Annotated in this window: 24 protein-coding genes and 1 tRNA gene; 12 read left to right on the top strand and 13 right to left on the bottom strand. The window is 61.1% G+C overall.

Translation table 11 applies throughout. The features are described from left to right. Positions 1-51: 51 nt before the first annotated feature. Positions 52-582: an outer membrane protein assembly factor BamE gene (locus tag GNP00_RS02040; protein ID WP_011580481.1), complete on the bottom strand. Its 531-nt coding sequence runs from the start codon at positions 580-582 to the stop codon at positions 52-54. A gap of 150 nt (positions 583-732) precedes the next feature. Between GNP00_RS02040 and GNP00_RS02035 the strand changes: the two genes are divergently transcribed. The 6 genes from GNP00_RS02035 (at position 733) to GNP00_RS02010 (ending at position 5,074) form a co-directional block, all read left to right on the top strand. Continuing rightward, positions 733-1,281 (top strand): ubiquinol-cytochrome C chaperone family protein, encoded by a 549-nt coding sequence (locus GNP00_RS02035; RefSeq protein WP_011580482.1) that lies wholly within the window; start codon positions 733-735, stop codon positions 1,279-1,281. Beyond that, complete coding sequence (locus GNP00_RS02030) at positions 1,281-1,829, top strand: DUF177 domain-containing protein (protein ID WP_011580483.1); 549 nt, start codon at positions 1,281-1,283, stop codon at positions 1,827-1,829. Before GNP00_RS02035 ends, GNP00_RS02030 begins: the two co-directional genes overlap by 1 nt. A gap of 105 nt (positions 1,830-1,934) precedes the next feature. Next, positions 1,935-2,987, top strand: coding sequence for a phosphate acyltransferase PlsX (plsX, locus tag GNP00_RS02025; RefSeq protein ID WP_011580484.1), 1,053 nt, complete (start codon positions 1,935-1,937; stop codon positions 2,985-2,987). 9 nt (positions 2,988-2,996) lie between these two features. After that, positions 2,997-3,968 (top strand): beta-ketoacyl-ACP synthase III, encoded by a 972-nt coding sequence (locus GNP00_RS02020; protein ID WP_011580485.1) that lies wholly within the window; start codon positions 2,997-2,999, stop codon positions 3,966-3,968. Positions 3,969-4,081: 113 nt separating this feature from the next. Further along, complete coding sequence (locus GNP00_RS02015) at positions 4,082-4,417, top strand: integration host factor subunit alpha (protein ID WP_011580486.1); 336 nt, start codon at positions 4,082-4,084, stop codon at positions 4,415-4,417. Between the two features lie 147 nt (positions 4,418-4,564). Then, positions 4,565-5,074: a MerR family transcriptional regulator gene (locus GNP00_RS02010; RefSeq protein ID WP_011580487.1), complete on the top strand. Its 510-nt coding sequence runs from the start codon at positions 4,565-4,567 to the stop codon at positions 5,072-5,074. A 68-nt stretch (positions 5,075-5,142) separates the two neighbouring features. On the opposite strand, the gene GNP00_RS02005 is transcribed toward GNP00_RS02010, so the two are convergent. Continuing rightward, complete coding sequence (locus tag GNP00_RS02005) at positions 5,143-5,343, bottom strand: hypothetical protein (RefSeq protein ID WP_157038036.1); 201 nt, start codon at positions 5,341-5,343, stop codon at positions 5,143-5,145. Positions 5,344-5,682: 339 nt separating this feature from the next. Here GNP00_RS02005 and ku (GNP00_RS02000) point away from each other — a divergent pair, with 339 nt between their 5' ends. Both ku (GNP00_RS02000) and ligD read left to right on the top strand, forming a co-directional pair. Next, complete coding sequence (gene ku, locus GNP00_RS02000) at positions 5,683-6,528, top strand: non-homologous end joining protein Ku (RefSeq protein ID WP_011580488.1); 846 nt, start codon at positions 5,683-5,685, stop codon at positions 6,526-6,528. Then, the gene (gene ligD / locus GNP00_RS01995) at positions 6,528-9,065 is read left to right on the top strand and encodes a DNA ligase D (RefSeq protein ID WP_166015703.1); all 2,538 of its coding nucleotides are present in this window, start codon (positions 6,528-6,530) and stop codon (positions 9,063-9,065) included. Before ku (GNP00_RS02000) ends, ligD begins: the two co-directional genes overlap by 1 nt. A gap of 3 nt (positions 9,066-9,068) precedes the next feature. Here the strand turns inward: ligD and ku (GNP00_RS01990) are convergent, their stop codons facing one another. Then, positions 9,069-9,881, bottom strand: a complete 813-nt coding sequence (gene ku / locus GNP00_RS01990) for a non-homologous end joining protein Ku (protein ID WP_011580490.1) — start codon at positions 9,879-9,881, stop codon at positions 9,069-9,071. A 154-nt stretch (positions 9,882-10,035) separates the two neighbouring features. Between ku (GNP00_RS01990) and GNP00_RS01985 the strand changes: the two genes are divergently transcribed. Both GNP00_RS01985 and GNP00_RS01980 read left to right on the top strand, forming a co-directional pair. After that, a complete protein-coding gene (locus GNP00_RS01985; protein WP_011580491.1) occupies positions 10,036-10,677 on the top strand; it encodes a TerC family protein in 642 nt (213 codons plus the stop codon). A gap of 142 nt (positions 10,678-10,819) precedes the next feature. Continuing rightward, a tRNA-Pro gene (locus GNP00_RS01980) sits at positions 10,820-10,896 on the top strand. Here GNP00_RS01980 and GNP00_RS01975 read toward each other — a convergent pair. The 4 genes from GNP00_RS01975 to GNP00_RS01960 form a co-directional block, all read right to left on the bottom strand. After that, positions 10,859-12,124 carry an O-antigen ligase family protein gene (locus GNP00_RS01975; RefSeq protein WP_011580492.1) on the bottom strand — a complete coding sequence of 422 codons (1,266 nt, stop codon included), beginning with the start codon at positions 12,122-12,124 and terminating at the stop codon, positions 10,859-10,861. The two genes, GNP00_RS01980 and GNP00_RS01975, sit on opposite strands and share 38 nt — an antisense overlap. A 29-nt stretch (positions 12,125-12,153) precedes the next feature. Further along, on the bottom strand, positions 12,154-13,686 hold the full coding sequence (locus GNP00_RS01970) for an undecaprenyl-phosphate glucose phosphotransferase (RefSeq protein WP_011580493.1): 1,533 nt from the start codon (positions 13,684-13,686) through the stop codon (positions 12,154-12,156). A gap of 87 nt (positions 13,687-13,773) precedes the next feature. Beyond that, a complete protein-coding gene (locus tag GNP00_RS01965; RefSeq protein ID WP_011580494.1) occupies positions 13,774-14,901 on the bottom strand; it encodes a glycosyltransferase family 4 protein in 1,128 nt (375 codons plus the stop codon). Between the two features lie 24 nt (positions 14,902-14,925). Continuing rightward, complete coding sequence (locus GNP00_RS01960; protein ID WP_011580495.1) at positions 14,926-15,489, bottom strand: polysaccharide biosynthesis/export family protein; 564 nt, start codon at positions 15,487-15,489, stop codon at positions 14,926-14,928. A gap of 169 nt (positions 15,490-15,658) precedes the next feature. Here GNP00_RS01960 and GNP00_RS01955 point away from each other — a divergent pair, with 169 nt between their 5' ends. Continuing rightward, positions 15,659-17,821 (top strand): GumC family protein, encoded by a 2,163-nt coding sequence (locus GNP00_RS01955; RefSeq protein WP_011580496.1) that lies wholly within the window; start codon positions 15,659-15,661, stop codon positions 17,819-17,821. A gap of 3 nt (positions 17,822-17,824) precedes the next feature. On the opposite strand, the gene GNP00_RS01950 is transcribed toward GNP00_RS01955, so the two are convergent. Beyond that, positions 17,825-19,027, bottom strand: a complete 1,203-nt coding sequence (locus GNP00_RS01950; protein WP_166015701.1) for a GNAT family N-acetyltransferase — start codon at positions 19,025-19,027, stop codon at positions 17,825-17,827. Between the two features lie 91 nt (positions 19,028-19,118). After that, positions 19,119-19,337, bottom strand: coding sequence for a DUF2842 domain-containing protein (locus tag GNP00_RS01945; RefSeq protein ID WP_011580498.1), 219 nt, complete (start codon positions 19,335-19,337; stop codon positions 19,119-19,121). A gap of 154 nt (positions 19,338-19,491) precedes the next feature. Here GNP00_RS01945 and GNP00_RS01940 point away from each other — a divergent pair, with 154 nt between their 5' ends. Next, positions 19,492-20,577 (top strand): COX15/CtaA family protein, encoded by a 1,086-nt coding sequence (locus GNP00_RS01940; protein ID WP_011580499.1) that lies wholly within the window; start codon positions 19,492-19,494, stop codon positions 20,575-20,577. A gap of 78 nt (positions 20,578-20,655) precedes the next feature. Here the strand turns inward: GNP00_RS01940 and argC are convergent, their stop codons facing one another. The 4 genes from argC to rplM all read right to left on the bottom strand — a co-directional run bounded on the left by argC (position 20,656) and on the right by rplM (position 23,686). Continuing rightward, complete coding sequence (argC, locus tag GNP00_RS01935) at positions 20,656-21,588, bottom strand: N-acetyl-gamma-glutamyl-phosphate reductase (RefSeq protein WP_011580500.1); 933 nt, start codon at positions 21,586-21,588, stop codon at positions 20,656-20,658. 90 nt (positions 21,589-21,678) lie between these two features. After that, positions 21,679-22,626, bottom strand: coding sequence for an agmatinase (speB, locus tag GNP00_RS01930; protein WP_011580501.1), 948 nt, complete (start codon positions 22,624-22,626; stop codon positions 21,679-21,681). A gap of 110 nt (positions 22,627-22,736) precedes the next feature. After that, positions 22,737-23,219 carry a 30S ribosomal protein S9 gene (rpsI, locus tag GNP00_RS01925; protein WP_011580502.1) on the bottom strand — a complete coding sequence of 161 codons (483 nt, stop codon included), beginning with the start codon at positions 23,217-23,219 and terminating at the stop codon, positions 22,737-22,739. A gap of 5 nt (positions 23,220-23,224) precedes the next feature. Beyond that, positions 23,225-23,686, bottom strand: a complete 462-nt coding sequence (gene rplM, locus GNP00_RS01920; RefSeq protein WP_011580503.1) for a 50S ribosomal protein L13 — start codon at positions 23,684-23,686, stop codon at positions 23,225-23,227. Positions 23,687-23,702 lie beyond the last annotated feature (16 nt).

The raw sequence follows: 23,702 nt of genomic DNA, 5'->3' as shown, positions 1-23,702 counted from the left end.
AGCAAAAAGGCCCGCATTTCTGCGGGCCTTTTTCGTGGGATCGATCGCTCTTTACTGACCGCCGCCGCCAGCGGCGCCCAGCGGATTGGCAGGCGGCGCGCCGCGCGCGACACCCGCAATCATCTGTGCAATGAAATTCTGGTCGCGGCCGCCGGTCGGCGTGGTTCGCGAGATGAAGTCGAACACCTTCCCGTCCTGCAGCCCGTAATGCGCGATCTGCGTCACGCGCTGGTCTGGCCCGAAATAAACGGCAAGCACCTGCTGGTCGACCAGCTTCGCGTTCATGAAAGCCGCGCCGCGCACTCGCTTTTGAGAGATGTAATAGAAAACCTCGTTATCGAAGGTGGCTGTGGTCGACGGCGTGCCCAATGCCAAAAGCACCTGCTCGCGGCTTGATCCCACCGGCACCAGCTCCAGCGCCTGCGGGTCGATCACATAGCCCTGCGTCAGGGTTTCCCGCGCGTTGAGCGTGGAGGCCACGTTGCCGCAGCCTGAAACCGCCAAAGCGGCGCCACCGACCGCCGCGGCGAGAAGCGCCCGGCAGGCATGGCTCCCATTGATTTTCCGTACCCGCAACGACATCTCCCTGATTTGCTGGCCTGTCTGGAGAAAGGCCGTCACCTTGCACAGGTCGGCAAAACCGGTAAACCAGCTTTCGCGCCGATGCAACTGGACCTGGCTATGGATCAGCCGCATTGGTCATGTTAACCCCAGCCGAAGGAGGCGACCTTCATGTTCCAGTGGCCGTTCGGCGCGCAGCGGCGCGCTCGCCAACGTGTGGTGGAGGCGCTGTATGGGGAAATCGTGGCGGCAGCACGGCGGCCCCGGCTCTATTCCGAGCTGCAGGTGCCCGATACCCCTTTAGGCCGGTTCGAAATGCTGTCTCTCCACCTTTTTCTCCTTCTCCATCGGCTGCGCGGCGAAACCGGTGTACTGGCCGATCTGGCGCAAGAGCTCACCGATTATTTCTTTCGCGAGGTCGATCATTCTCTGAGGGAATTGGGCATCGGCGATCTCGGCGTTCCCAAGCGCATAAAAAAGCTTGCGCGGATGTTCTACGGCAGACTTTCAGCCTATGGCCAAGCTGTGGACGCTGGAAATGAAGCGGAGCTTGCGGGCGCTTTGAGGCGGAACATCATGCCAGATCGCGCGGTCTGGGATGAGTCGGCGGTACTGGCTGCCTATATGTTGGAGGCCTGTCATGTACTTTCCGGGCTTGCCAATGAGGAACTCCTGGCCGGAAAGCTGACATTCCCGCCTTTGCCGCAGGAGAAATCGTGATGGAAACCCGACCTGAGAAAAGCCCTGTCTCTTACGAGGTCAATGTGCGGAATCTCCCGGCCAAGGGCGTTACCGTGACATTTGCGGCTGATCCGAACCAATGCGGGGAATTGGCGCGGCTGCACGGTCTTCTGTCGGTGGAGCACTTCTCGGCGGAACTGGCCGTTCGGCCATGGAAGAAGGACGGGGTGCAGGTCTTGGGCCGCGTTCAAGCGGATATTACCCAGGCCTGTATTGTGACGCTTGAACCCTTGCCTGCACGAATAGACGAAGAGGTTTCCGCCATCCTGGTGCCGGAGGGATCGCGCCTCTCCCGAATCGATGACGAGACCGTCGAACTGGTTATCCAGGCCGAGGGTGACGATCTGCCCGAGGTTTTTTCGGGCGATTCGGTCGATGTCGGGGCGCTGGCGGAAGAGTTTTTCGAGCTTGCCATTGACCCTTACCCCCGCAAGGAGGGATCGGGACTGGAGCTTCCAGTGCAAGGCGAGGAGATAGATGCTGGCCCGCTTTATGAAGCGCTCAAGAAACTCAAGGGAAATGGCTGACAAAGTGAAAAGGATGGAAATCAAGGTTGTGCGGGCGCGCAAACACGCTATTTTCGCCGGGCTTTTCTGGGGGCTCCGCTCCGTTCGACAGCTGAGGCACGCCGCGTGATACGCATATCGATCGATGCAATGGGCGGAGACCACGGTCCCGAGGTCACGCTCCCCAGCCTTCTTCGGGTGGCGGAGCGCCGGCCCGATGCGAGGTTTCTCATCTTCGGCCGCGAGGACGAGGCACGGCCCGTTCTGGATCGGCTTCCGGCCCTTGCCGACGTCAGCGACTTCACCCATTGCGAAGTGGCCGTGCGCATGGACGACAAGCCCAGCCAGGCGCTGCGCAATGGCCGGTGGAAGTCCTCCATGTGGAAAGCCATAGAGGCGGTGAAGGATGGAGAAGCTGATGTCTGCATCTCCGCCGGCAATACCGGCGCGCTCATGGCCATGTCGAAATTCTGTCTTCGCACGATGGCCGATATCGAGCGGCCGGCGATAGCCGCCATATGGCCCACGATCCGCGGCGAAAGCATCGTCCTCGATGTGGGCGCCACCATCGGCGCGGACGCCCAGCAACTCGTCGATTTCGCAATTCTTGGGGCGGCGATGGCCAATGCCCTTTTCGACATAGAACGGCCGACCGTGGGCCTTCTGAATGTCGGCGTGGAGGAGATCAAAGGCCAGGAGGAAGTCAAGGAGGCGGGGCGTATGCTGCGTGAAGCCGCCCTCGAAACCATGCAATACCACGGTTTTGTCGAAGGAGATGATATCGGCAAAGGCACCGTGGATGTGGTGGTAACGGAGGGCTTCTCCGGCAATATAGCGCTCAAGACGGCCGAGGGAACGGCGCGCCAGATCGCGGAATATCTGCGCGCGGCGATGAGCCGGACGCTGATGGCCAGAATCGGCTATATCTTTGCGCGGGATGCGTTTCAGCGCTTGCGCGAGAAGATGGACGTACGCCGGACCAATGGCGGCGTATTCCTCGGCCTCAAGGGGATCGTGGTAAAGAGCCATGGCGCTGCCGATGAGGAAGGCTTCGCAGCGGCCGTGGAACTCGGTTACGAGATGGTGAAGAGCGGACTGTTGGATAAGACGCGCGCCACGCTTGATCTTTATCATGCGCGCCGCCCTGTGGCACCTGCCGGAGCTGTCTCCAATGCATAGGGAAACAGAATGATCAGATCCACCGTGCGTGGTGTAGGCGCGGCCCTGCCACGCCGAGTCGTGACGAACAAGGACTTGGAGACGCGGCTGGAAACGTCCGACGAATGGATCGTTCAACGGACCGGGATCCGCCAGCGACATATTGCATCGGACGACGAGACGACAGCCTCGCTCGGCGAGGCTGCGGCACTCCGCGCCTTGGATGCCGCGGGTCTTGCCCCTGCTGATATCGATTTGATCGTGGTGGCGACGTCGACGCCCAACAACACCTTCCCCGCCACCGCGGTGGAAATTCAGGAGCGGCTCGGTATACGCCAGGGCTTCGCCTTCGACATGCAGGCGGTCTGCAGCGGTTTCGTCTACGCGGTCACCACGGCCGACCTTTACATTCGCGGCGGTATGGCCAAGCGCGCGCTGGTCATCGGGGCGGAAACGTTCTCGCGCATCCTGGACTGGACGGATCGTACGACCTGCGTTCTGTTCGGCGATGGAGCCGGGGCTATCGTCCTGGAAGCGGAGGAAGGGCAGGGGGACATAAGCGATCGCGGCATACTTGCCGAGGCGTTGCGCTCCGACGGATCACACAAGGAAAAGCTTTATGTGGACGGGGGGCCCTCGACCACACGTACCGTGGGGCACCTGCGGATGCAGGGGCGTGAGGTGTTCAAACATGCTGTCGGAATGATCACGGATGTGATCGAGGACGTTTTCGGTCAGGCCGGAATCACGGCCGAAGACATCGACTGGTTTGTCTCCCACCAGGCAAACAAGCGAATCATCGACGCTTCCGCGAAGAAACTGGGCATTGCGGAAGAAAAGGTGGTTATCACCGTAGATCTCCACGGCAACACTTCCGCAGCTTCCGTTCCGCTGGCGCTCAACCACGCGGTATCACAGGGCAAGATCCAGAAGGGGGATCTGGTGCTTCTGGAAGCCATGGGGGGCGGCTTCACCTGGGGCGCGGTGCTGCTGCGGTGGTAGCTTTTTTGGATGCATGAGCGCGTTTTCTGGTTCTTGACCTCGCCCGTCCAATTTCTTAACGTTCCGGCCGCACTAGTATTTTCAATAGTTTCGATTGGATTGGGAAGAGCCGGATGGGGGGAAAGACGGTGACACGAGCTGATCTCGCCGAGGCCGTTTACCGCAAGGTCGGCCTCTCGCGCACTGAGTCGGCCCAGATCGTCGAGATGGTGTTGCAGGAAGTTTGCGACGCCATTGTGCGCGGCGAGACGGTCAAGCTGTCGTCTTTCGCCACCTTCCAGGTGCGAGAGAAGAACGAGCGGGTCGGCCGCAATCCGAAAACCGGCGAAGAGGTCCCCATTTCTCCGCGCCGGGTGATGACCTTCAAGGCATCGAACGTGCTGAAGAGCCGTATTCTGCGCGCGCACCAGACCCGGAAGCCGAGCAAGGAGGCGACTGCTTCATCCTAGCCGCCGGTCTCGCTGATCGGGGCGCCGATTAAGCCGATATTGCTCGCCGGGCACATTGGAAACCGTGCATCGGCGATCTCTTTCCCTTGCGTTTCTGGCCCAAGCCGCGAAAAAATAACGGTCTGAGTCGCAGGAGGTCGATACCGAATGGACAAAAGCCCGGACGCATTCCGCACCATCAGCGAGGTTGCCGAGGAGCTGGACCTGCCCCAGCACGTGCTGCGCTTTTGGGAAACGCGATTCTCGCAGATCAAGCCGCTCAAGCGCGGCGGCGGGCGCCGTTACTACCGTCCCCAGGACGTGGAGCTGATCAAGGGCATTCGCCACATGCTTTATGATCAGGGCTATACGATCAAAGGCGTGCAAAAGCTTTTGCGTGAAAACGGCAACCAGTTCATGGCCGCTGTTGGGCGTGGCGATTTGGCCGCCGTCGAAGTCATTCATCAGAAGGCTGCCGAAAAAGCATCCGAAGAGGAACTCGTGGTTGGCAAGCCCAAGGTGAAGCCCAGCCTGCGCTTCTTCGGCCTCAATCGTGGCGATGAGGACGGCCCTGTTTCAGCCGATGATAATCGTCTCTCGCGCGACAACAGGGCACTGCTTCAGGAAGCCCTGTTCGATCTGCTGGAATGCAAGCGCCTGCTCGACCAGGTACGTTGAGCCGGTCCTGCTGGAACGAAAAAGGGGCACTCAGGTGCCCCTTTTCTGTTTGACCTTCGTCAGTGGTGTCACTGTGCCGTGGTCGTACCCCCGGTGCTTGGGGGCGTGGTTGCCGTACCCCCTCCGGCACCGGTGTCGCCGGTGGCGGGAGCAGGTGTAGTGGTCGTAGCGCCGGTATCTGCGCCGCCGCCCTGCGTGCCCTGCTCGTCGCATGCCGCAAGTGCGAGAAGGGCAACGGTGGAGATCGAAGCAAAGATCAGTTTTCTCATTGGTCATGTATCCTTGGTCGACACCAGGCTGAATCCGCCCGGAAAATACCCCGCCCAGAAACTTCAGCAAGCTTACCAAAAATAGCAAGATCCTTGTTATAGTAAAGTTAAATACAGACTTCAAAAATCTTTAAAAGCGCACGATGATGGTGCGCATTTTGTGATATTCAATTTTAGATTTACGCAATAAACCGTTTTGTGATGTAAGGGATGCATCATGATTTCGGAGTTATAGTACCCAAAATGGGTATGCTGCATCCGCAAGGAGAGAGCTGAGCCAAAGCCGGAACCTTCTCGTTACCCGTCGCGTTTGTTTTTGTCTTGACAGGGGAGAATCAGTTGGCGCCGCGTGCTTCCTGGAAGGGTTTCCTGAAGATATCCGAGTTGGCGCTGCCGGTGGCGCTTTACGCGGGGGCAACCACGTCCGCCCGCGTGTCATTTCACATCCTCAACAGGAAGACCGGGAATAGGGTCCACCGCCAGTATTTCGACGAGGAAACGGATGAGGCGGTCGAGCCGGAGCAGCAGGTCAAGGGCTACGATACGGGCGACAATCAATTCATTATCCTCGAACCGGAGGAAATCGCGCAGACGGTTCCCGAAAGCGACAAGACTATCCGCATCGAGGCTTTCGTTCCTCTCGATAAGGTTGATGCCGTCTATTTCGACCGCCCCTATTATCTGGCGCCCTCGGGCGCGGTTGCGACGGATTCCTTCGCGGTGATACGCGAGGGTATGCGCCGCAAGAAGGTGGCTGCCCTTGCCCGCGCCGTGCTCTTCCGCCGCGTTCGCACGCTCCTGTTGCGCCCGGAAGGACCGGGGCTCGCTGCCAACACGCTGAACTTCGACTACGAAGTGCGGCCTGCCTCGGAGGTCTTCGACGATCTGCCCGACATCAGGATCGAAGGCGAAATGCTGGATCTGGCCAAATACATCATCAAAACCAAAAGCGGCGAGTTCGACCCCCACACGTTTGACGACCGTTACGACCAGGCATTGGCGGAACTCGTGCGGGCCAAGATGGAGGGCCGCGAGATCAAGCCGCCGAAACCGCCCAAGGAAACCAAGGTGGTCAACCTGCTTGAGGCTCTGCGCCAAAGCGCGGGAGCAGGCAAGGCACCGAAGAAGACGCGCGCCGGCACGCGCAAGAAGAGTGCTTCCGGCGAGCGCCGCAAGGCGGGCTGATGGCGCTCACCACCTATCGCAGGAAGCGGAACTTTTCAGCTACGCCCGAGCCTCCGGGTGAGGAGAAGGCTTCGCCGCGCGGCGATAGTTTCGTGATCCAAAAGCACGCCGCGCGCCGCCTTCATTACGATCTTCGGCTGGAGATGGATGGGGTTCTCAAGAGTTGGGCGGTCACGCGCGGGCCGAGTCTCGTGCCGGGCGAAAAGCGGCTTGCCGTCCATGTGGAGGATCACCCGCTCGATTATGGCGATTTCGAAGGGACCATTCCCAAGGGCGAATATGGCGGCGGGACCGTTATCGTCTGGGACCGCGGAAGCTGGTCTCCGATCGGTGATGCGAAAAAGGGTTATGCCAAGGGCCATCTGGAATTCGAATTGCACGGCGAGAAGCTGACGGGCCGCTGGCATCTGGTGCGCATGGCGAAGAAGCCGCGCGAGAAGAAGGAAAACTGGCTGCTCATTAAGGGCGAGGACGATGCCGCGCGCAGCGAGGCTGATCCGGATATTCTGGAGGAGCGCCCGGAGTCGGTGAAAACCGGACGGGTGATCGAAGAGGTGGAAGGCGAGGCGCCGGGCTGGTCGTCGAAGACCGGGCGGATCGAGCAGCCGGCGGAGGCAAAACCGGCGCGGAAGAAGCGCGCGACCAAGGCCGGTAGCGAGAAATCCGCTGGCGAGAAAATTTCGGTACCCAAGCGGGCGAAGAAAGCGGGCTATCCCGGCTTCATAGAGCCGGCGCTCGCCACATTGCGCAGCACGCCTCCGCCCGGCGGCAGGTGGTTGCACGAGATCAAGTTCGACGGCTATCGGCTGCAAGCGCATATCCGCGACGGCAAAGCGCGGCTATTGACGCGCAGCGGCCTCGACTGGACCGAAAAATTTGGGGACGCGATCGTGACCGCCTTGGGCAGCCTTCCCGTCCGGCAGGCCATTATGGACGGAGAACTGATCGTGGAGGGAGCGGGCGGCGCTTCGGACTTCTCCGCCCTCCAGGCAGCGCTATCCGAAGGTCGCGTCGACCGCATGGCGCTCTATCTGTTCGACCTGCTCTATCTTGACGGCTACGACTTCCGCCCCGTTCCGCTGGCTGAGAGAAAAGCCACCCTCCAGAAGCTCCTCGATGGCGCGCCACCAGTCCTGCGCTACAGCGAGCATTTCGAAGAGGATGGCGAGCTTGTTTTCCTCCATGCCTGCCGCCTGAGTCTTGAAGGCATTGTCTCGAAGGCCGGCGATGCGGCCTATCGTTCCGGGCGCGGCAAGGATTGGATCAAGTCGAAATGTTCCATGCGGCAGGAGTTCGTCGTCGCGGGTTACGTGCCATCCACCACCTCCAACCGCGCCATCGGTTCACTGGTGCTGGGCTATTATGAAAACGAGCGGTTGATATATGCCGGCCGTGTCGGCACCGGCTTCAGCCATGCGCTTGCGCAGGATCTTTTCAAGCGTCTGGATAAAATGCGCATCGCGAAAAGCCCCTTCGCAAAGAAGCTGACGTCTGAAGAAGCGCGCGGCGCGAAATTCGTGCGGCCCGAGCTCGTGGCGGAAGTGGAGTTTCGGACTTGGACAGCCGACAACTTGATCCGCCATGCCTCCTTCCGGGGTCTGCGGGAGGATAAAAGCGCGACGGATGTCACCCGCGAGACGAACCAATCCAAGCCCGCCGAGCGCGCGGCGCCTGCAATCAGGCTTACGCACCCGGACCGGATTTACTGGAAGGATGCCGGTGTCACCAAGCAGGGGCTCTCGGACTATTATGCGGAAGTCTGGCCGCGCATGGGTCCTTTCATCGTCAATCGTCCGCTGGCGCTTGTGCGCTGTCCCGATGGTGTTGAGGGCCAGTGCTTCTTTCAGAAGCATGCCTGGCGCGGTCAATCCCACGAGATCATGAAAGCCGTAGACCCGGAGGACGACGAGCCCATTATCGCCATCGATGGTCTGCCGGGCCTGATAGGGCTTGTGCAGGGCGGCACGCTGGAGATCCACCCGTGGGGATCGCAACTGGAGGATCTGGAGCGCCCCGACCTCATTAATATGGACCTTGATCCTGGCCCGGATGTCACCTGGCAGGACGTGATCGATGCCGCAAGGGAGGTGCGCGAGCGGCTGGCGCAAGCGGGCCTTGAAAGCTTTGTGAAGACGTCCGGCGGCAAGGGCCTGCATGTTGTGGCGCCGCTGAAGCCGCGCGCGGATTGGCCTGAGGTGAAGGCCTTCGCAAAGGGCATCGCCGATGCGATGGCTTCCGACACACCCGAGCGCTTCGTTGCCACCGTGACGAAAGCCAAGCGCAAGGGAAAGATCCTTGTCGACTATCTTCGCAACGGCAGGGGGGCGACGGCCGTCGCACCCTATTCCACACGGGCGCGGGCGGGGGCGGCGGTGTCGATGCCGCTGTTCTGGGAGGAACTGAGCCCCGCCATCACCGCCGATTATTTTACCGTGGCCAATGCTCCAACACGTTTGGCCGCCATTGGGAAGGACCCGTGGGAGGATTTTTGGCGGGCGGCGGTGCCGCTTGGCAGGAAGGCGCGCCGCGCCGCGTGAGTTTCACCTGCTCCGCTTCTTCTCCTCGGTGATGGAGCGCTTAAGCGCATCCATGATGCTGATGACGTTATCCGGTGGCTCCGGCTCATCTTCCTTCGTCTTCTTCCGCTGTGCAGGCTTTTTCCGCTTCTTCTGCTTGCTTTCTATGATTTCCTTCAGGCGCTCCTGAACCGGATCTTGCACCATTTCCGGGTCCCAGGTTTTTGTGAGGTCCTGGATCAGCGTTTCGATGAGGGAAACGAGACGCGACTCCACCTTCTTGTTCTCGAGATTGCCGAAAATATCCTTCGCATCGCGCACTTCATCGCCGTAGCGCAGCGTCCAGAGCACGATCCCCTTGTCCCGCGGCTGCAGGAGCACGGCTCTTTCGCGCCGGGAAAGCACCAGCCGGGAGATGCCGACCGTGTTTGTCGCCGCCATAGCCTCGCGGATGACGGCAAAGGCCTCCTGCGCTACCTCGTCATCCGGCATCAGGTAATAGGGTTTGTCGAACCAGACCCAGTCTATCGAATCGGCGGGCACGAACTCGTCGATGTCGATTGTGCGGGTACTATCGAGGCCTACGGCTTCCAACTCCTCATCTTCGAAGGTGACATATTTGCCTTCTTCGGTTTCATAGCCGCGGACCTCGTCCTCATCGGAAACCGGTTTGCCCGTTTCCGCATCGACATATCGGCTGCGAACCCTGTTTCCGGTTTCGCGGTTGATCGTATGAAAGCGGATTTTTTCACGGTCGCTCGTGGCCGGCGTCAGCGACACGGCGCAGGTGACGAGCGAGAGCTTCAAATAGCCCTTCCAATAAGGTCGTGGCGCCATAGGGCCCTCCAGAGGCACCTGACGGAAACGCATTTTGCTCAAGATGGTTTCGTGAGCGGCAGATCACTTCGTCCTCACCCGGCCGTCATCGACAAGTGAGGGTTCGCCAGCTAAGAACCTGTCTTCCAAAAGTCAGCTGCAGGCGCAGGACATAATGGAGATTTTTACGGGTCCAGGCCTCGTGGCGTTGCTGCAGGTCGTCGTGATCGACCTTGTTCTTGCCGGCGACAATGCGGTTGTCATCGGCCTCGCCGCAAACGGACTGGCTCCATCGCTAAGAACCAGGGCGATACTTGTCGGCATCCTTGCCGCCACCACGCTTCGCATCCTTTTTGCAACGATCGCGATAGAGCTTCTCCAGATCGTCGGGCTCGTTCTGGTGGGCGGCTTCCTGCTTCTTTGGGTTTGTTGGCGAATGTGGCGGGAAATCCGGTCCCATGCGAGCCTGCCGCAGGCGGAGCCCGGCGAAGGCAAGGCGGGCGGCAATCCAGGGGAGGCCCTTGTGCGCAAGACCTTTGCCCAGGCCGCGACCCAGATCGTGGTTGCCGATGTTTCCATGTCGCTCGACAATGTGCTCGCGGTTGCTGGCGCTGCGCGGGAGCATCCCACGGTTCTCATCGCGGGCCTGGCGCTCTCAATCGCGCTCATGGGGCTTGCGGCTTCCTTCATCGCGCGGCTGCTCGATCGCTATCGCTGGATCGCCTATATCGGTCTCCTGATCATCCTTTACGTGGCCCTGGAGATGATCTACCGCGGCTCGATGGAGGTCTCGGGACCGCTTGCCGCCGTTCTATGAAAACCTCGCGTGCAGTAGATCCCGGCCGCTCGATGACCGCGCCCCTTAACGCCATCGCCGCACCAGATTATCCGCTTTTTGTTCGAGGTGATGATTTTGCCCTTGCACCTGAACCTTGGAGCTTATAGGGCTTTCCGCGGTTCGGAGCGTAGCGCAGCCCGGTAGCGCACTTGACTGGGGGTCAAGGGGTCGTGGGTTCGAATCCCGCCGCTCCGACCATTTTCCTTTCCCTCAGTATTCCTGCCTGGTGCCTTTGCTCCAGCGCCATCATCCCCCAGATAATGCCCAGCAGCATATAGAAGTGCCGCCAGTGATCGGTGTCGATCACCCATCCGAGCAGAATATGGCCGAGGAAGACCACGAATGCGCAGAGGAGGTAGGGCTGCCACGGGCGGGCGCGAAAAAGGATCCGGAATGCGCCGGCCACTGTCCACGCAACGAGCGTAAGAAGCGCGGCAAAGCCCAACCACGAATAGTCGAGCAACGCCTTCAGCCAGATATTGTGCGTATCGACACCGTAAAGGACGCCGAACTGTAGCGGGCCGATGCCGAGCGGGTGTTCGGTCGCCAGCATGAAGCCGAGCGCGTGGCGCGCGAAGCGGCCAACCCGGTTGGCGTCATAATCCTGCACCAGCTGCGCGCGCTCGGAAAAGAGCTCGGCCACGGTCGGAATATTGACAATGATGATGAGTGCGACCGCCGCAATGGCAAAGGCGGCGATGCTCATGCCGAAGATTCGCAACCGCACAGCGCCGCGCCTGTTATGGATGAAGAGCGCGAGTGCAAGCATGACGGCTGATATTACAAAAAGCCCCCACGCCCCGCGCGAGAAGGAAAGAAAGATCCCCAGCGTGATGATGAGGAAAGGAGGGATCGCAAGCAGGACCGTGGCCGGCCGGCCGGTCAGGATGCGCTGAAGAAGATAGATGCCCGGCAGTGTGAGAAACGGGCCGAATACGTTCGGGTCCTCGAATACACCCGCCGCGCGGCCATATCGCGTGAACATCTCGGAGCCGGGAAATGCTTGGAAATAACCGAGAATGCCCACCAATGCGGTAATCACCGCCGCAGCAAACCACGAGCGGAAGATGACGGTCAGCACGCTTGGCTGCTGCTCCACCACCGCCGCGAAGAAGACGGAGGTGAGGGCGAGAAACAGCGAGACGGCCAGATAGAGCGGCACATCGCGTAGCCCCGGATCGGGAACCTGGCTGGCGGCCACGAGCCCGCCGAGATTGAAGAGAAGCAGAAGCACGAGAAGCGGCATCACGTGCCGGGAAAGCCTGAGCCCGAAAAGCGCCCATACCCCGATGAGGCCCACCATATAAATCTCGTAAGGCGCAGGCTCGCGAACCACAAAACCGGCAAGAAAGACACCCACCGCCAGCGCGCCCGCACGAATGAGTTCTTTCAGTCGCGCATCGATGGCAGCACGGGAAAGAGACATGCCCTCAGGTCTTGCTTGGCCGGGCGTGCTCAATAGGCGTTTCTCGTATCCAGAAGGCGAATCGGCGTCAGGAGCAGGATCTTGAGATCGAACCAGAGCGACCAGTTTTCGATGTAGTAAAGGTCGTATTCGATACGCTTGCGGATTTTCTCCTCCGTATCGAGCTCACCGCGCCAGCCGTTTATCTGCGCCCATCCGGTCACGCCTGGTTTCACGCGGTGCCGGGCGAAATAGCCGTCCACCACCTCGTCGAACAACCGGTTATGCGCCTCCGCCGCCACCGCATGCGGCCGAGGTCCTACCAAGGACAGGCTGCCGAAGAGCGCGTTGAAGAATTGCGGCAGCTCATCGATCGAAGTCTTGCGAATGAACCGGCCGACGCGCGTCACGCGCGGGTCGCCCCTGGTGACGGGCTTTCGCGCGGTGGGATCGCTGGCTTCCACATACATGGAGCGGAATTTGTAGACCTCGATCTCCTCGTTGTTGAAGCCATGCCGCCGCTGCTTGAAGATCACTGGGCCCTTGCTGTCGAGCTTGATGGCGATCGCCGTTGCAAGCATTACCGGCGAAAAGACGATGATGCCCATCAGGCTGAAAACGATATCGAAGGCGCGCTTGGCGACCGAATCCCAGTCGTTGATCGGCCTGTCGAAAATATCGAGCATCGGCACCGCGCCGATATAGGAATAGGCGCGGGGCCGGAACCGCAGATGGGTCGAGTGGGCCGAGAGCCGGATATCGATCGGCAGCACCCAGAGCTTGCGTAACAGCGTTAGCACGCGTGCCTCGGCAGTGATCGGCAGAGAGACGATCAGCATGTCGATGCGTGCAATGCGTGCAAATTCGATGAGCTCATCGATATTGCCGAGTTTCGGATAGCCCGCAACGACCGGCGGGGAGCGGGTTTCATCCCTGTCGTCGAAGATGCCGCAGATGCGGATATCATTATAGGGCTGTTGCTCGATGGAGCGGATAAGGTGTTCGGCATTCTTGCCGCCGCCCACAAGCACAGCACGCCGTTCCATCCGCCCGTTGCGCGCCCATCTTCGGATGAGCCGCGACGCGATAAGGCGAAGGACAAGCAGAAGTGCCAGCCCGCTGAGATACCAGATGCCGAGCCAGAACCGCGAAAATTCCTCGGAAATCTTCAGGAAGAAGAGCGCGAGCGTAAGCAGCGCGAAGGTCGCCGACCAGATGAGCAGGATGCGTCCTGCCTGTGTGACGGGGTTGCGAAGCGCCGGCATCTGGTAGCAGTCGGAGAACTCCATAAGGATGACTGCCAGAAGCGACACGGCGAGGATGACGATGGGATAATGCCAGGAAAGGTGAGTGCCGAGCCCCACATGCACCGCATAGATTTGAAGCCCCGCAACAAGCAGTGCCCCAAATTCGATGAGGCGCATGACACCGCTCACCATGACGGGAGACATGGTGTCGCGACGATATTGCTGGGCCACCTGCCGTGCAATTTTGCTCAGCACGGGGCGTGGGCGCCGCTGATGCGGCTCCTCGGTCGGCCCGCCCTCGGGCGTAAAACGATGCTTTCGTTCGGCGTTGTTCATTTCCCCACGCCCAATTTAGCTGTCGTTAACATCCAAGGCTAAAGAAAACCTTGAGAATTCGCCGGGCAGTCTAAGTTCCTTAGCAGATTAGACGCTCTCGGTCTTAAGCGTCTTGCGGTATATGGTCTCGATATGCTCCGCCATGACGTCCACACCAAAGCGGGCCCTGAGATCGCTCGCGCTGGGCATGAAGCGGCGGTAGGCTGCTTCGTCGGCAAGCGCGGCGGCCATCTTCGCGGAAAGCGAGGAAACGGACGGCCAGACGAGGGCAGGGGAGCCCTCGCCGAAGACCTCGGGAATGCCGCCGACCGCGGTTGCGATCAGCGGCTTTCCAGCCGCCAGCGCCTCCAGCACGATGTATGGCATCGCCTCCGCGCGCGAGGGCACCACCATCGTGCGGCCGAGTGCAAATGCCTCGCGGGCGGGCATGGCCGGGTGGAAGGTGATCCGCTGTCCGAACCCGAGCGCCTTCGCCTGGGCCATGTATTTGGGGAGATCGTCGCCGTCCCCCACCATCACCGCCTTTAGCTGCCGGCCTGTTTTGCTCTCGGCCTCCTTGAGCGCATTGATGAAGAGATCCGGCCCCTTAAGGTCGCGCATCATGCCGATGTAAAGGAAGTCCGCGGCGTCGGGGACATCGATCACCGGCGTGAATTCAGCGGCTTTGAGCCCGTTATAGACCAGGCTTGATGGCGCGCGCGGCTTGCCGATCTTCTTCTCGTAGGCCCGCTGCTCGTAAAGTGAAACGAAGAAGATGTGGTCCGTGATGTTCCCCATCAGCCGCTCGAGGCCGAAGAAGAATCGCCCGGCGGGGCTCCTGGCGTCATAGTGGAGGCTTCCGCCATGGGGAGAATAAATACGGGCGACCTTGCGCCCTGACGCCCGCAGCGCGGTGCCGAACAGCCGGGCATAGGCGCCGCCCTTTGCCCCGTGCCCGTGCAGCACGTCCGGACGCAACCGCCGAATGATTTTCAGCGTCTGGAGTGCCGCCGTAACGTCGCCGGGACCAAGATGCCTCTGCATGGGTGTGCGGGAGACCCCGAGGGGTAGTTTTGCTGAAATCTCGGCGAAAAGCCGGTCCTCATAAGCGCCGCCGGTTGTGGAATCGCAAACGATTCCGACGTCGTGGCCAGCAGCAACCTGAGCCTCGCTGAGATCTCTCACGTGGCGGAAAATGCCGCCGACCGGCGAACGAAAGCAATGGACGATGCGCAAGAGCTTAGCGTGGGGCCAAATGCATCAGAACAGCCGCTCTCTGATATAGATGGTATCGCCCGGAAGCAACGGGTCGGAGATAAGCACCCTGCCGGTCATGACGCGTCCGTTGATCTCGCGTGTGATATCGACGGTGCCTTGATAAGCGCGTGGGGTGAAGCCGCCCGCGGCTGCGATTGCCTTTTGAACCGTCATGCCCGGCACATAGGAATATTGGCCCGGCGCGCCGATCTCGCCCATGATGAAGACCGGACGATAGCGGTCGACCTCTACGGTCACATTCGGATCGCGGAGATAGCCGGCACGCAGCTTTTCAGCGATCGTCTGCTCAATCTGTTTCAATGTGCGCCCGCGCGCTGGAACCGAGCCGATAAGGGGAAAGGCGATATAGCCGGCCTGGTCGACGCCGTAGGTATTGGAAAGATTCTCCTGATCGAAAACGGTGATGCGCAGGCGATCGCCCGCATCAAGAATATAGGGTTGGTAGAGCGCCTTGTGGAAGGCTGGTGGGGCTGGACGATAGCCCGAACATCCCGCCAACAGGCCTGCGGCGATCAGCATCGTCAGGAGTGGGAACTGAGTCTTCATAAGCAACGGGCCAAATCCAACAATGCTCGCCTATTAGCAAGCCTCCATACTTCCTCCTTATCCGATGATTAGGGTTAATGGCCGGTTAAGCGGATTCTACTCCCTGCTTAACCTTGCAGTTACCATAGACATTTACCATTCGCGCATTGGCGAGGCCGGAGTTTTGTGCATGAAGAGGGGTGAAATCTTGGCCGACGACGTTGACGTCGATCTTCCACGGCTGTTCACGAGCCTCCGCCGTGACTGGGTGCGCATTTTATTTATCTCGCTCGCCATCACTGCCGTGGTCTTCTTGCTCCTCTTGCTGGCGACCCCGCTCTACCGGGCGGAGACGCGCGTCCTGATCGAATCGCGTGAATCGGTCTACACGCGGCCCCAGGGGGTGGCGGCAGATGAGCGCGCGATTCTCGATCAACAGGGTGTCGCCAGCCAGGTGCAGGTCATCACCTCCACGGATATCCTTACCCAGGTTGCGCGCGACCTTGATCTTGCGAACCACAGCGAGTTTGCCGGCACCCAGCCAACGCTGCTGGATCGGCTGTTGATGTCAGTGGGCGCAAAGAGCGGGGCCGAAACGCCGCCGGAACAGAGATTGCTATCGCAGTTCCGCAAAAACCTGACCGTTTACCAGGTGGAGAATTCGCGTGTCATCGTCATCGAATATTCCTCAGCCTATCCAGAGCTTGCCGCCAGCGTGCCCAACGCTATCGCGGATGCCTATGTGGCGAGCCTGAAGGCCGCCGAGTCGCAATCGAACACGGATGCCACGCGTTGGCTGGAGCCGGAAATCGAGGATCTGCGAGAGAGAGTAAGGGAAGCCGAAGCCAGGGTTGCGGAGTTCCGCGCCAACTCCGATCTTCTGATCGGGCAGAACAACACGGTGCTCGCCACGCAGCAGCTGGCCGAGCTTTCGAGCGAGCTCTCCCGTGTGCGGGCCAACAGGTCGGCGACGGAGGCACGGGTAGAGAGCGTCCGCGCCGCGATTGAAGGCGGCGGTTCGATCGACACCATCCCGGAAGTGCTTGCTTCTCCCTTGATTCAGCGGCTGCGTGAGAGGCAGATCGAGCTTCGGGCACAGATTGCGGACTTGTCCACCACCTTATTGGGGGGGCATCCGCGCATCCGTGCGCTGCAATCGCAACTCGCAGACCTGGATGGCCAGATTCGGGCCGAAGCCGGCAAGGTGCTGGATGGTTTGGAAGCCGAAGCCGAAGCCGCGCGGCGCCGCGAGGTGGATCTTACGGCTGAATTGAACAGGCTGAAGGTCGAGTCCGCCCGCGCTGGCGAACAACAGGTGGATCTGCGCGCCCTGGAACGGGAGGCAACAGCCCAGCGCGAACTGCTTGAATCCTATCTGACGCGCTACAGGGAGGCCGCGGCCCGTGGCGAACGTGATTATCTGCCGGTCGATGCGCGGGTGTTCTCGCGTGCGGTGGTCCCGCAGGAGCCTTATTTCCCGAAAGTCCTCTCTCTCACGATTGCCGCTTTCGCCGCCTCTCTTCTGGCAATGATAATCTTTACCTTGCTAAGGGAATTGTTCAGCGGCCGTGCCATGCGGCCGGCCGAGGCTTATGTCCAGACTGGCAGCGAGGTAGTTGCCGAGCCGGCCGCGCCCAGATCGATCGAACGCCCATCAGTTGGAACAACGGCTTCTCAGCCCGCGCTCTCTGAATCGGCTCCGGTGCGCATGGCGGCGCGGATGGCAGCCACGGCAGCAAAGAGCACCCCGGCCAGGCTTGGTGAGGTCGATATCGCGGCGGCCGCCGAGGCGCTTATTTCAAAGGGCATCATTCGAGCCATCTTCGTTTCTCCCGAGGGGGACGAAGCTGCGGCCACCGCAGTGCTCGTAGCGCGGGAAATGGCCGATGCGGGCCTACGTGTCATCCTTCTCGATCTGACTGTCTCCGGCGCTGCCACGGCCCCCATGCTGGAGACCAGCTCATATGCGGGGATCACCAATCTTCTGGCGTCGGAAGCACAGTTTGCCGACGTCATCCATGCCGACCTTTATTCCAGCTGCCAGATCATTCCGGTGGGTACGGCCGATCCGGAAAAGGCCATGCGCGCCTTTGACCGGCTGCCCATCATCATGAATTCACTCGCCATCGCTTACGACGTGGTGGTGGTTGAATGTGGGGCGGCTGAAGCCGGCGTGGTGCAAACGCTTATGGATGAGGATGCGCAGGTGCTCGTGAGTGTCCTCGACCCCGGGGAAAAGCGTGTTGCGGACGCGGCCGCTCAGATCAGGGAGAAAGGGCTCGGAAAGCCCATTCTCGTGTCTCCTGTCGGGTATGTACCCCCCGCTGCCCCGCCGGACCGGGATGTTGCCTAGGCGCTAATTTTCCTGAGCCTGGGATTTGGCCGACATCTGCCGCGCGCGCCGCGCAAGCTTTGCTAGCGTCGGGTTTTGCTTGATCGCGCGCTTGACCCCCGCCACCGCAAAATTTGCTTGTGCTGCGGCGCGTCCGAGCGGCGTCAAACCGATGAAGACATCCGCATGTCTGGTTTCAACGTCACACCAAAGGCGTTTGTAAAGCTCGTCTCCAACGCCAAAATCGTAGAAGGCAAGCCCTTCTGCGGCAGCTTCCGCGATGTTCTCATAGAACAGGAAGTCGCCCGGGCTGGCATAGGCAAGCTCGTCTTCGCAGAAGGTGCTGATTTCGCAGATGATGCTTTCGGCCGTCCGGCTCGAGCAGGTAATCGCGCGGATTTTCCCCCCCACCTCAAGGGCATGGAGGAAGAATGAAGGCTGCGGCTCTTCAAGCGCGGAGACGAAAAGCCGACGGAAGCTCGCGCGGACCTGGTCCGAGCCGAAAATATCATGAACTCCCATGCGGTTGAGGCGGACGCTTTTCCAGGCGAATAAGAGCTCGAGGACTTCTTCCACCTCCTCCTTGGAGGCGGCTGTTAGGCGGCGGTAACCGCCTGCTGCTTCCATTTGCCGAAGTTGGCGCCTTCTGCGCCGGCGCTTGTCTCTGAGGAGCTTATCGAACCCTTCGGAAAGGTCGACGGCCAGCGACACGTTGGGGCTGGCGCTGTGGGGAAACGCCAGCAGTGGGTTGGCGCATTGCTGAAAAGCCTCCCGCTGCCGCTCGAAGGCAAGCATGTCTATTTCTGGGCGGCCTGATTGAAGTGCGCCGATCAAGGCGCGCACCGCCGCGGCCTGGTCTGCGCCATCGGCAAAGGCATTTGGGTTGACGGCGGGAAAATTGCCGTTGGCATGCCGCCCTCCGGCAAAACGCGCGATGCGCAGAGGGCCTATGGCAACCACTTCCAATGCGAGCGCTAACGCAGGTGCGCCCCTGCGCTGGATGAGCGCAATCAAGCCGTTACGGCCCTGACCCCGAAGCCAGGCTCTTGCCCAAAGAGGACTTTGCGGAGGCGCAAAGACGGCGCCCTGACAGGCAGATCGATAGGCCTCCAGCGCCTCTTCTTCCGCAACCAGAATCCGGGCCGAATAGCCGCCCAACCCGGCCGCGGATCTCTCCTGAGCGGCAGGCTGCGCATCTTTCCGTGGTTGGCTTTCGCCCTCAACCATCCTCGATCCTGACAATCCGGTTGCACCCCAACGTGCCAGCAAATGACCAGAAAATGGTGAACAGCGGCGTGCGGATTGCTCCAGTTGGCGCTTAGTTCCCGCGCCGCCTGGGCTTTCCTTCCATCCACTTAACCAGCGCCATGGCGGGAAGCACCCAAAGCAGCCCCGTAACCAGATAGAAGGCGAGGTGAACGAGCGCGCTTTTGTCCGCAAGCTGCGCCACGGCGAAAGCCGTCGAGACGATGGCGTAAACGACCACCAGCAAGACCAGAAGAAGCATGCCGATCAGTTTTTTCAGTCTTATTGGCATCGCGATTACCTTTCGAGAGGTCGCAATAACGCAAACAACGGCCCTTCGACAGGCCTATAATGCCGCATCCCGCAGGGCGACCGCATGTCGCGCGGGGAAAACTTGCAAGCGGGGCGACTTTGGTCCACCTAACGGCAAACCGCCGGACACACAAATGGTCGCCGCTACCGAGTTTCCTGTTTCTCCTATGCTGACCGATGCCGCACGCCGCAACCGCCTCTGGGTTCGGATCTGGCTTTACTGCGTCATCGTCACCCTCTTCGCGATAGTGCTCGTCGGCGGTGCCACGCGCCTCACCGATTCCGGCCTTTCCATCACGGAGTGGAAGCCTATTCACGGAGTCATCCCGCCGCTTGGCGAGGCGGAATGGGCGGAAGAGTTCGCCAGATATCAGCAGATCCCGGAATATGAGCAGATCAACAAGGGCATGAGCCTGGAGGAGTTCAAGGGCATCTTCTGGTGGGAGTGGGCGCACCGCTTGCTCGCGCGCGGCGTGGGCTTCGTCTTCGCCCTGCCGCTCCTCTTCTTCTGGGTGACCGGTCGGCTGGAACGCCACCTAAAGCCGAAGCTCCTGGGCATCCTGGCCTTGGGCGGGCTGCAGGGGGCAGTGGGATGGTGGATGGTGGCCTCCGGGCTTTCCGAGCGCGTTGATGTCAGCCAGTATCGGCTGGCCACGCACCTCACCATTGCCTGCCTCATCTTTAATGCCACCATGGCGGTGGCGCGCGGCCTGGCACCGCACAGCGGGAAACCCGCGCTCGATTCGACCCGCCGCTTCGCCTTCTGGCTCGTCGTCGCCGTGCTCGTGCAGATCTATCTTGGAGGGCTTGTCGCGGGGCTGGACGCCGGCATGGCCTATAATACCTGGCCGCTCATGGATGGGGCCTTGGTACCCCAGGGCCTGTTCGAGCATCGTCCAGCTTGGGTGAACCTCTTCGAAAATCCCAAAACCGTGCAGTTTGTGCACCGTCTTGGGGCCTATGTCGTCCTCCTGCTGGCTTTGTGGCATGCGATTGCCACTTTGCGCGCCGAGCCCGACTCAACCCATGCGCGCAGGGCTGTCCTTCTCTTCCTTTTGGTATGCGTGCAGGCAGCGATCGGAATCGCGACGCTTCTCATGGTGGTGCCAATGGATGTGGCGCTTGCCCATCAGGCGATGGCGTTGATCGTGCTTGGCTTTGCCACCGCCCACTGGCGTGCAACCAGGGGCGCCTATCCGTTCATGCAGGCGGCCGCTTAGTTCTTTAGCAGCAGAATTCGGCTTTCGCCGCTGAGGCGCATACCGACGAAGCGGGCGCGAGCGGCCGCGGAGCATTCGTCAGCGGAGCCCGGAAAGCATCAGGTCGAGATTCTGCACGGCAGCGCCCGACGCGCCCTTGCCGAGATTGTCATAGACAGCCAAGAGCAGCGCCTGCGCCCGCGCATCATTGGCGAAGACGTAGAGCCGCATGGTATTCGTGTCGTTGTAGCGCTCGGGCTCGATTTCCGGCGAACGCTCGATGGCCTGGAACGGCGCAACCTCGACGGCGCTCCCCTCGATGCCCGCATAGTGATCGGCTATGGCCGCATGCAGCTCCTCGCCTTTGGGCACGCGGGGAAGGTGGCCGAGCTGAAGCGGCACCATAGTGATCATGCCCTGGGCAAAATTGCCGACCACCGGCTGCATCAGCGGGTCGCGCGCAAGCTTGGCGTAGGTGCGCAGCTCCGGCAGGTGCTTGTGGCTGAGTGTGAGGCCGTAGGGGAAGAATTCCGGCGCGTCCTCGCCCTTGCCCTCATAGTCCTCGATCATCGAGCGGCCGCCGCCGGAATAGCCGGTAATGCCGTTGATCGTGACCGGGAAATCCGCTGGCAGCAGACCGGCGGAGACGAGCGGACGCAGAAGGGCGATTGGACCCTGCGGCCAGCAGCCGGGATTGGCGACACGCTTCGCCTGCGCAATGGCCTTGGACTGGCTCTTGTCCATTTCGGGAAAGCCATAGGCCCAGCCTTCGCTCACGCGGTACGCGGTGGAGGCGTCGATCACGCGCGTCGTGTCGTTCGCGATGAGCGAGACGCTTTCGCGCGCCGCATCGTCCGGCAGGCAGAGAATGGCTATATCGGCCGCGTTCAGGAACTCTGCGCGGGCGGCTGGGTCCTTACGCCGCTCCACGGGGATCGAGAGGAGTTCGATATCCCTGCGCTCTCCAAGGCGGGCGCGGATCTGGAGCCCCGTGGTGCCGTGTTCGCCGTCGATGAAGATCTTTGCCGTCATATTGTTCGCGCCCGAAAAAGAGTCAGCCTTCAAATGGTTGAGAAGCGTTCCGGAATCAATCCGAAAACTTCTTGAACCATAACTTGAGGATTATGGCCGTCGCTTCTCCGCCAGAAGCCCCAGATAGTGCATGGCGATGGAGGCCCCGGCAATGGCCGTGACATCGGCATGGTCATAAGGGGGCGAAACCTCCACCACGTCAGCACCCACGATGTTGAGCCCGCCGAGCTGGCGAAGGATGGAGAGCATCTTCGCTGTCGAAGGCCCGCCCGCAACCGGCGTGCCCGTGCCCGGCGCAAAGGCGGGGTCCAGGCAATCGATATCGAAGGTGATATAGGCCGGCGCGTCGCCCACCCGCTCGGCGATCATGCGCGCGATTTCGGCGGCACGAATTTCCTCAAGGTCGTAGCCATGCACGATCTTGAGGCCGCAATCCTCCGGCGCATGGGTGCGGATGCCGACCTGGATGGAGCGGGCGGGATCGATCACGCCGTCCCGTACCGCCCGCCCGACGAAGGAGCCGTGGTCGATACGGTTGCCGTCGTCCCACCAGGTGTCCTGATGCGCATCGAACTGGACGAGGGCGAGGGGTCCGTGTCGGGCCGCATGTGCCCTGAGCAGCGGCCAGGTGACGAAATGGTCGCCGCCGAGTGTGACGAGGAAGGCGCCCGATTCCAGGATCTTCGAAGCCTCGGTCTCTATGGCCGCGGGAGTAAGGTCGTGACGGCCATAGTCGAGCAGGCAATCGCCATAGTCGACCACGGCGAGCGTATCGAACAGATCGAGGTGAAACGGGTATTGCGGGTCGTTGTCGAAGATGACGGAGGCGCGGCGGATCGCCTGCGGCCCGAAGCGCGCGCCCGGCCGGTTCGAAACCGCGGCATCGAACGGTATGCCCCACACCACGGCATCCGCGCCCTTCACATCCTTTGTGAATTTGCGGCGCATGAAGGAGAGGGCGCCCGCGTAAGTCGGGTCGCCGGCGGCTCCCGTGATCTGCCGCGCGGTGAAGGCGTGGTCGATGGTCTTGGATGGCATCGCGGTAACTCCCTCCGAAAAGGCCGCCTATGGCTATGGGGGGCTTTGCGTGCGTGCAACAAAAAAGCGGGCCGAAGCCCGCTTTTTCCGTCCTGTACTGGTAAAGCGCCTTAGCGCTTCGAGAACTGGAAGGAACGGCGAGCCTTGGCGCGGCCGTACTTCTTGCGCTCCACCACGCGGGAATCGCGCGTAAGGAAACCACCCTTCTTCAGCACGGCGCGAAGCTCCGGCTCGTAGAAGGTGAGGGCGCGGGAAATGCCGTGACGCACGGCGCCCGCCTGGCCGGACAGGCCGCCGCCCACCACGGTGGCGACGATGTCATACTGGCCGTTGCGGTTCGTCGCGACGATCGGCTGCTGCAGGATCATCTGCAGCACCGGACGGGCGAAATATTGGGTGAACTCCTTGTCGTTCACCAGGATCTTGCCCGAGCCCGGCTTCACCCACACGCGGGCGATGGCGTTCTTGCGCTTGCCGGTTGCATAGGCGCGCCCATGGGCATCGAGCTTCTGCACGTGCACCGGAGCGGCCGGCTGCTGCGTTGCTTCACGCGTCGCTGCACCGAGCTCCTGGAGGGAATTGATTTCAGCCATAGGGGCTAGCCTCTCGCATTCTTCTTGTTCAGAGCGGCGATATCCACCTTCTCGGGATTTTGCGCGCTGTGGGGATGTTCGCTGCCTGCATAGACGCGCAGGTTCTTCATCTGGCGGCGTCCGAGCGGCCCGCGCGGGATCATGCGCTCCACTGCCTTCTCGACCACGCGTTCGGGAAACCGGCCTTCGAGGATCTGGCGCGCCGTGCGCTCCTTGATGCCGCCGGCATAGCCCGTATGCCAGTAATAGGTCTTGTCCTGATACTTCTTGCCGGTGAAGACCACCTTGTCGGCATTGATGATGATGACGTTGTCGCCATCGTCCACATGGGGGGTGAAGGTGGGCTTGTGCTTGCCGCGCAGGCGGTTGGCGACGATGGTTGCGAGACGGCCGACGACGAGACCCTCGGCGTCGATCAGCACCCACTTCTTCGTCACTTCCGCAGGCTTCTGCGAGAAGGTTTTCATGGTTCTTTCCGCTTCT

The organism is Chelativorans multitrophicus, assembly GCF_011317445.1.
Classification (GTDB): Bacteria; Pseudomonadota; Alphaproteobacteria; order Rhizobiales; family Rhizobiaceae; genus Chelativorans; species Chelativorans multitrophicus.
This window is presented reverse-complemented; position numbering and strand designations above follow the sequence as displayed.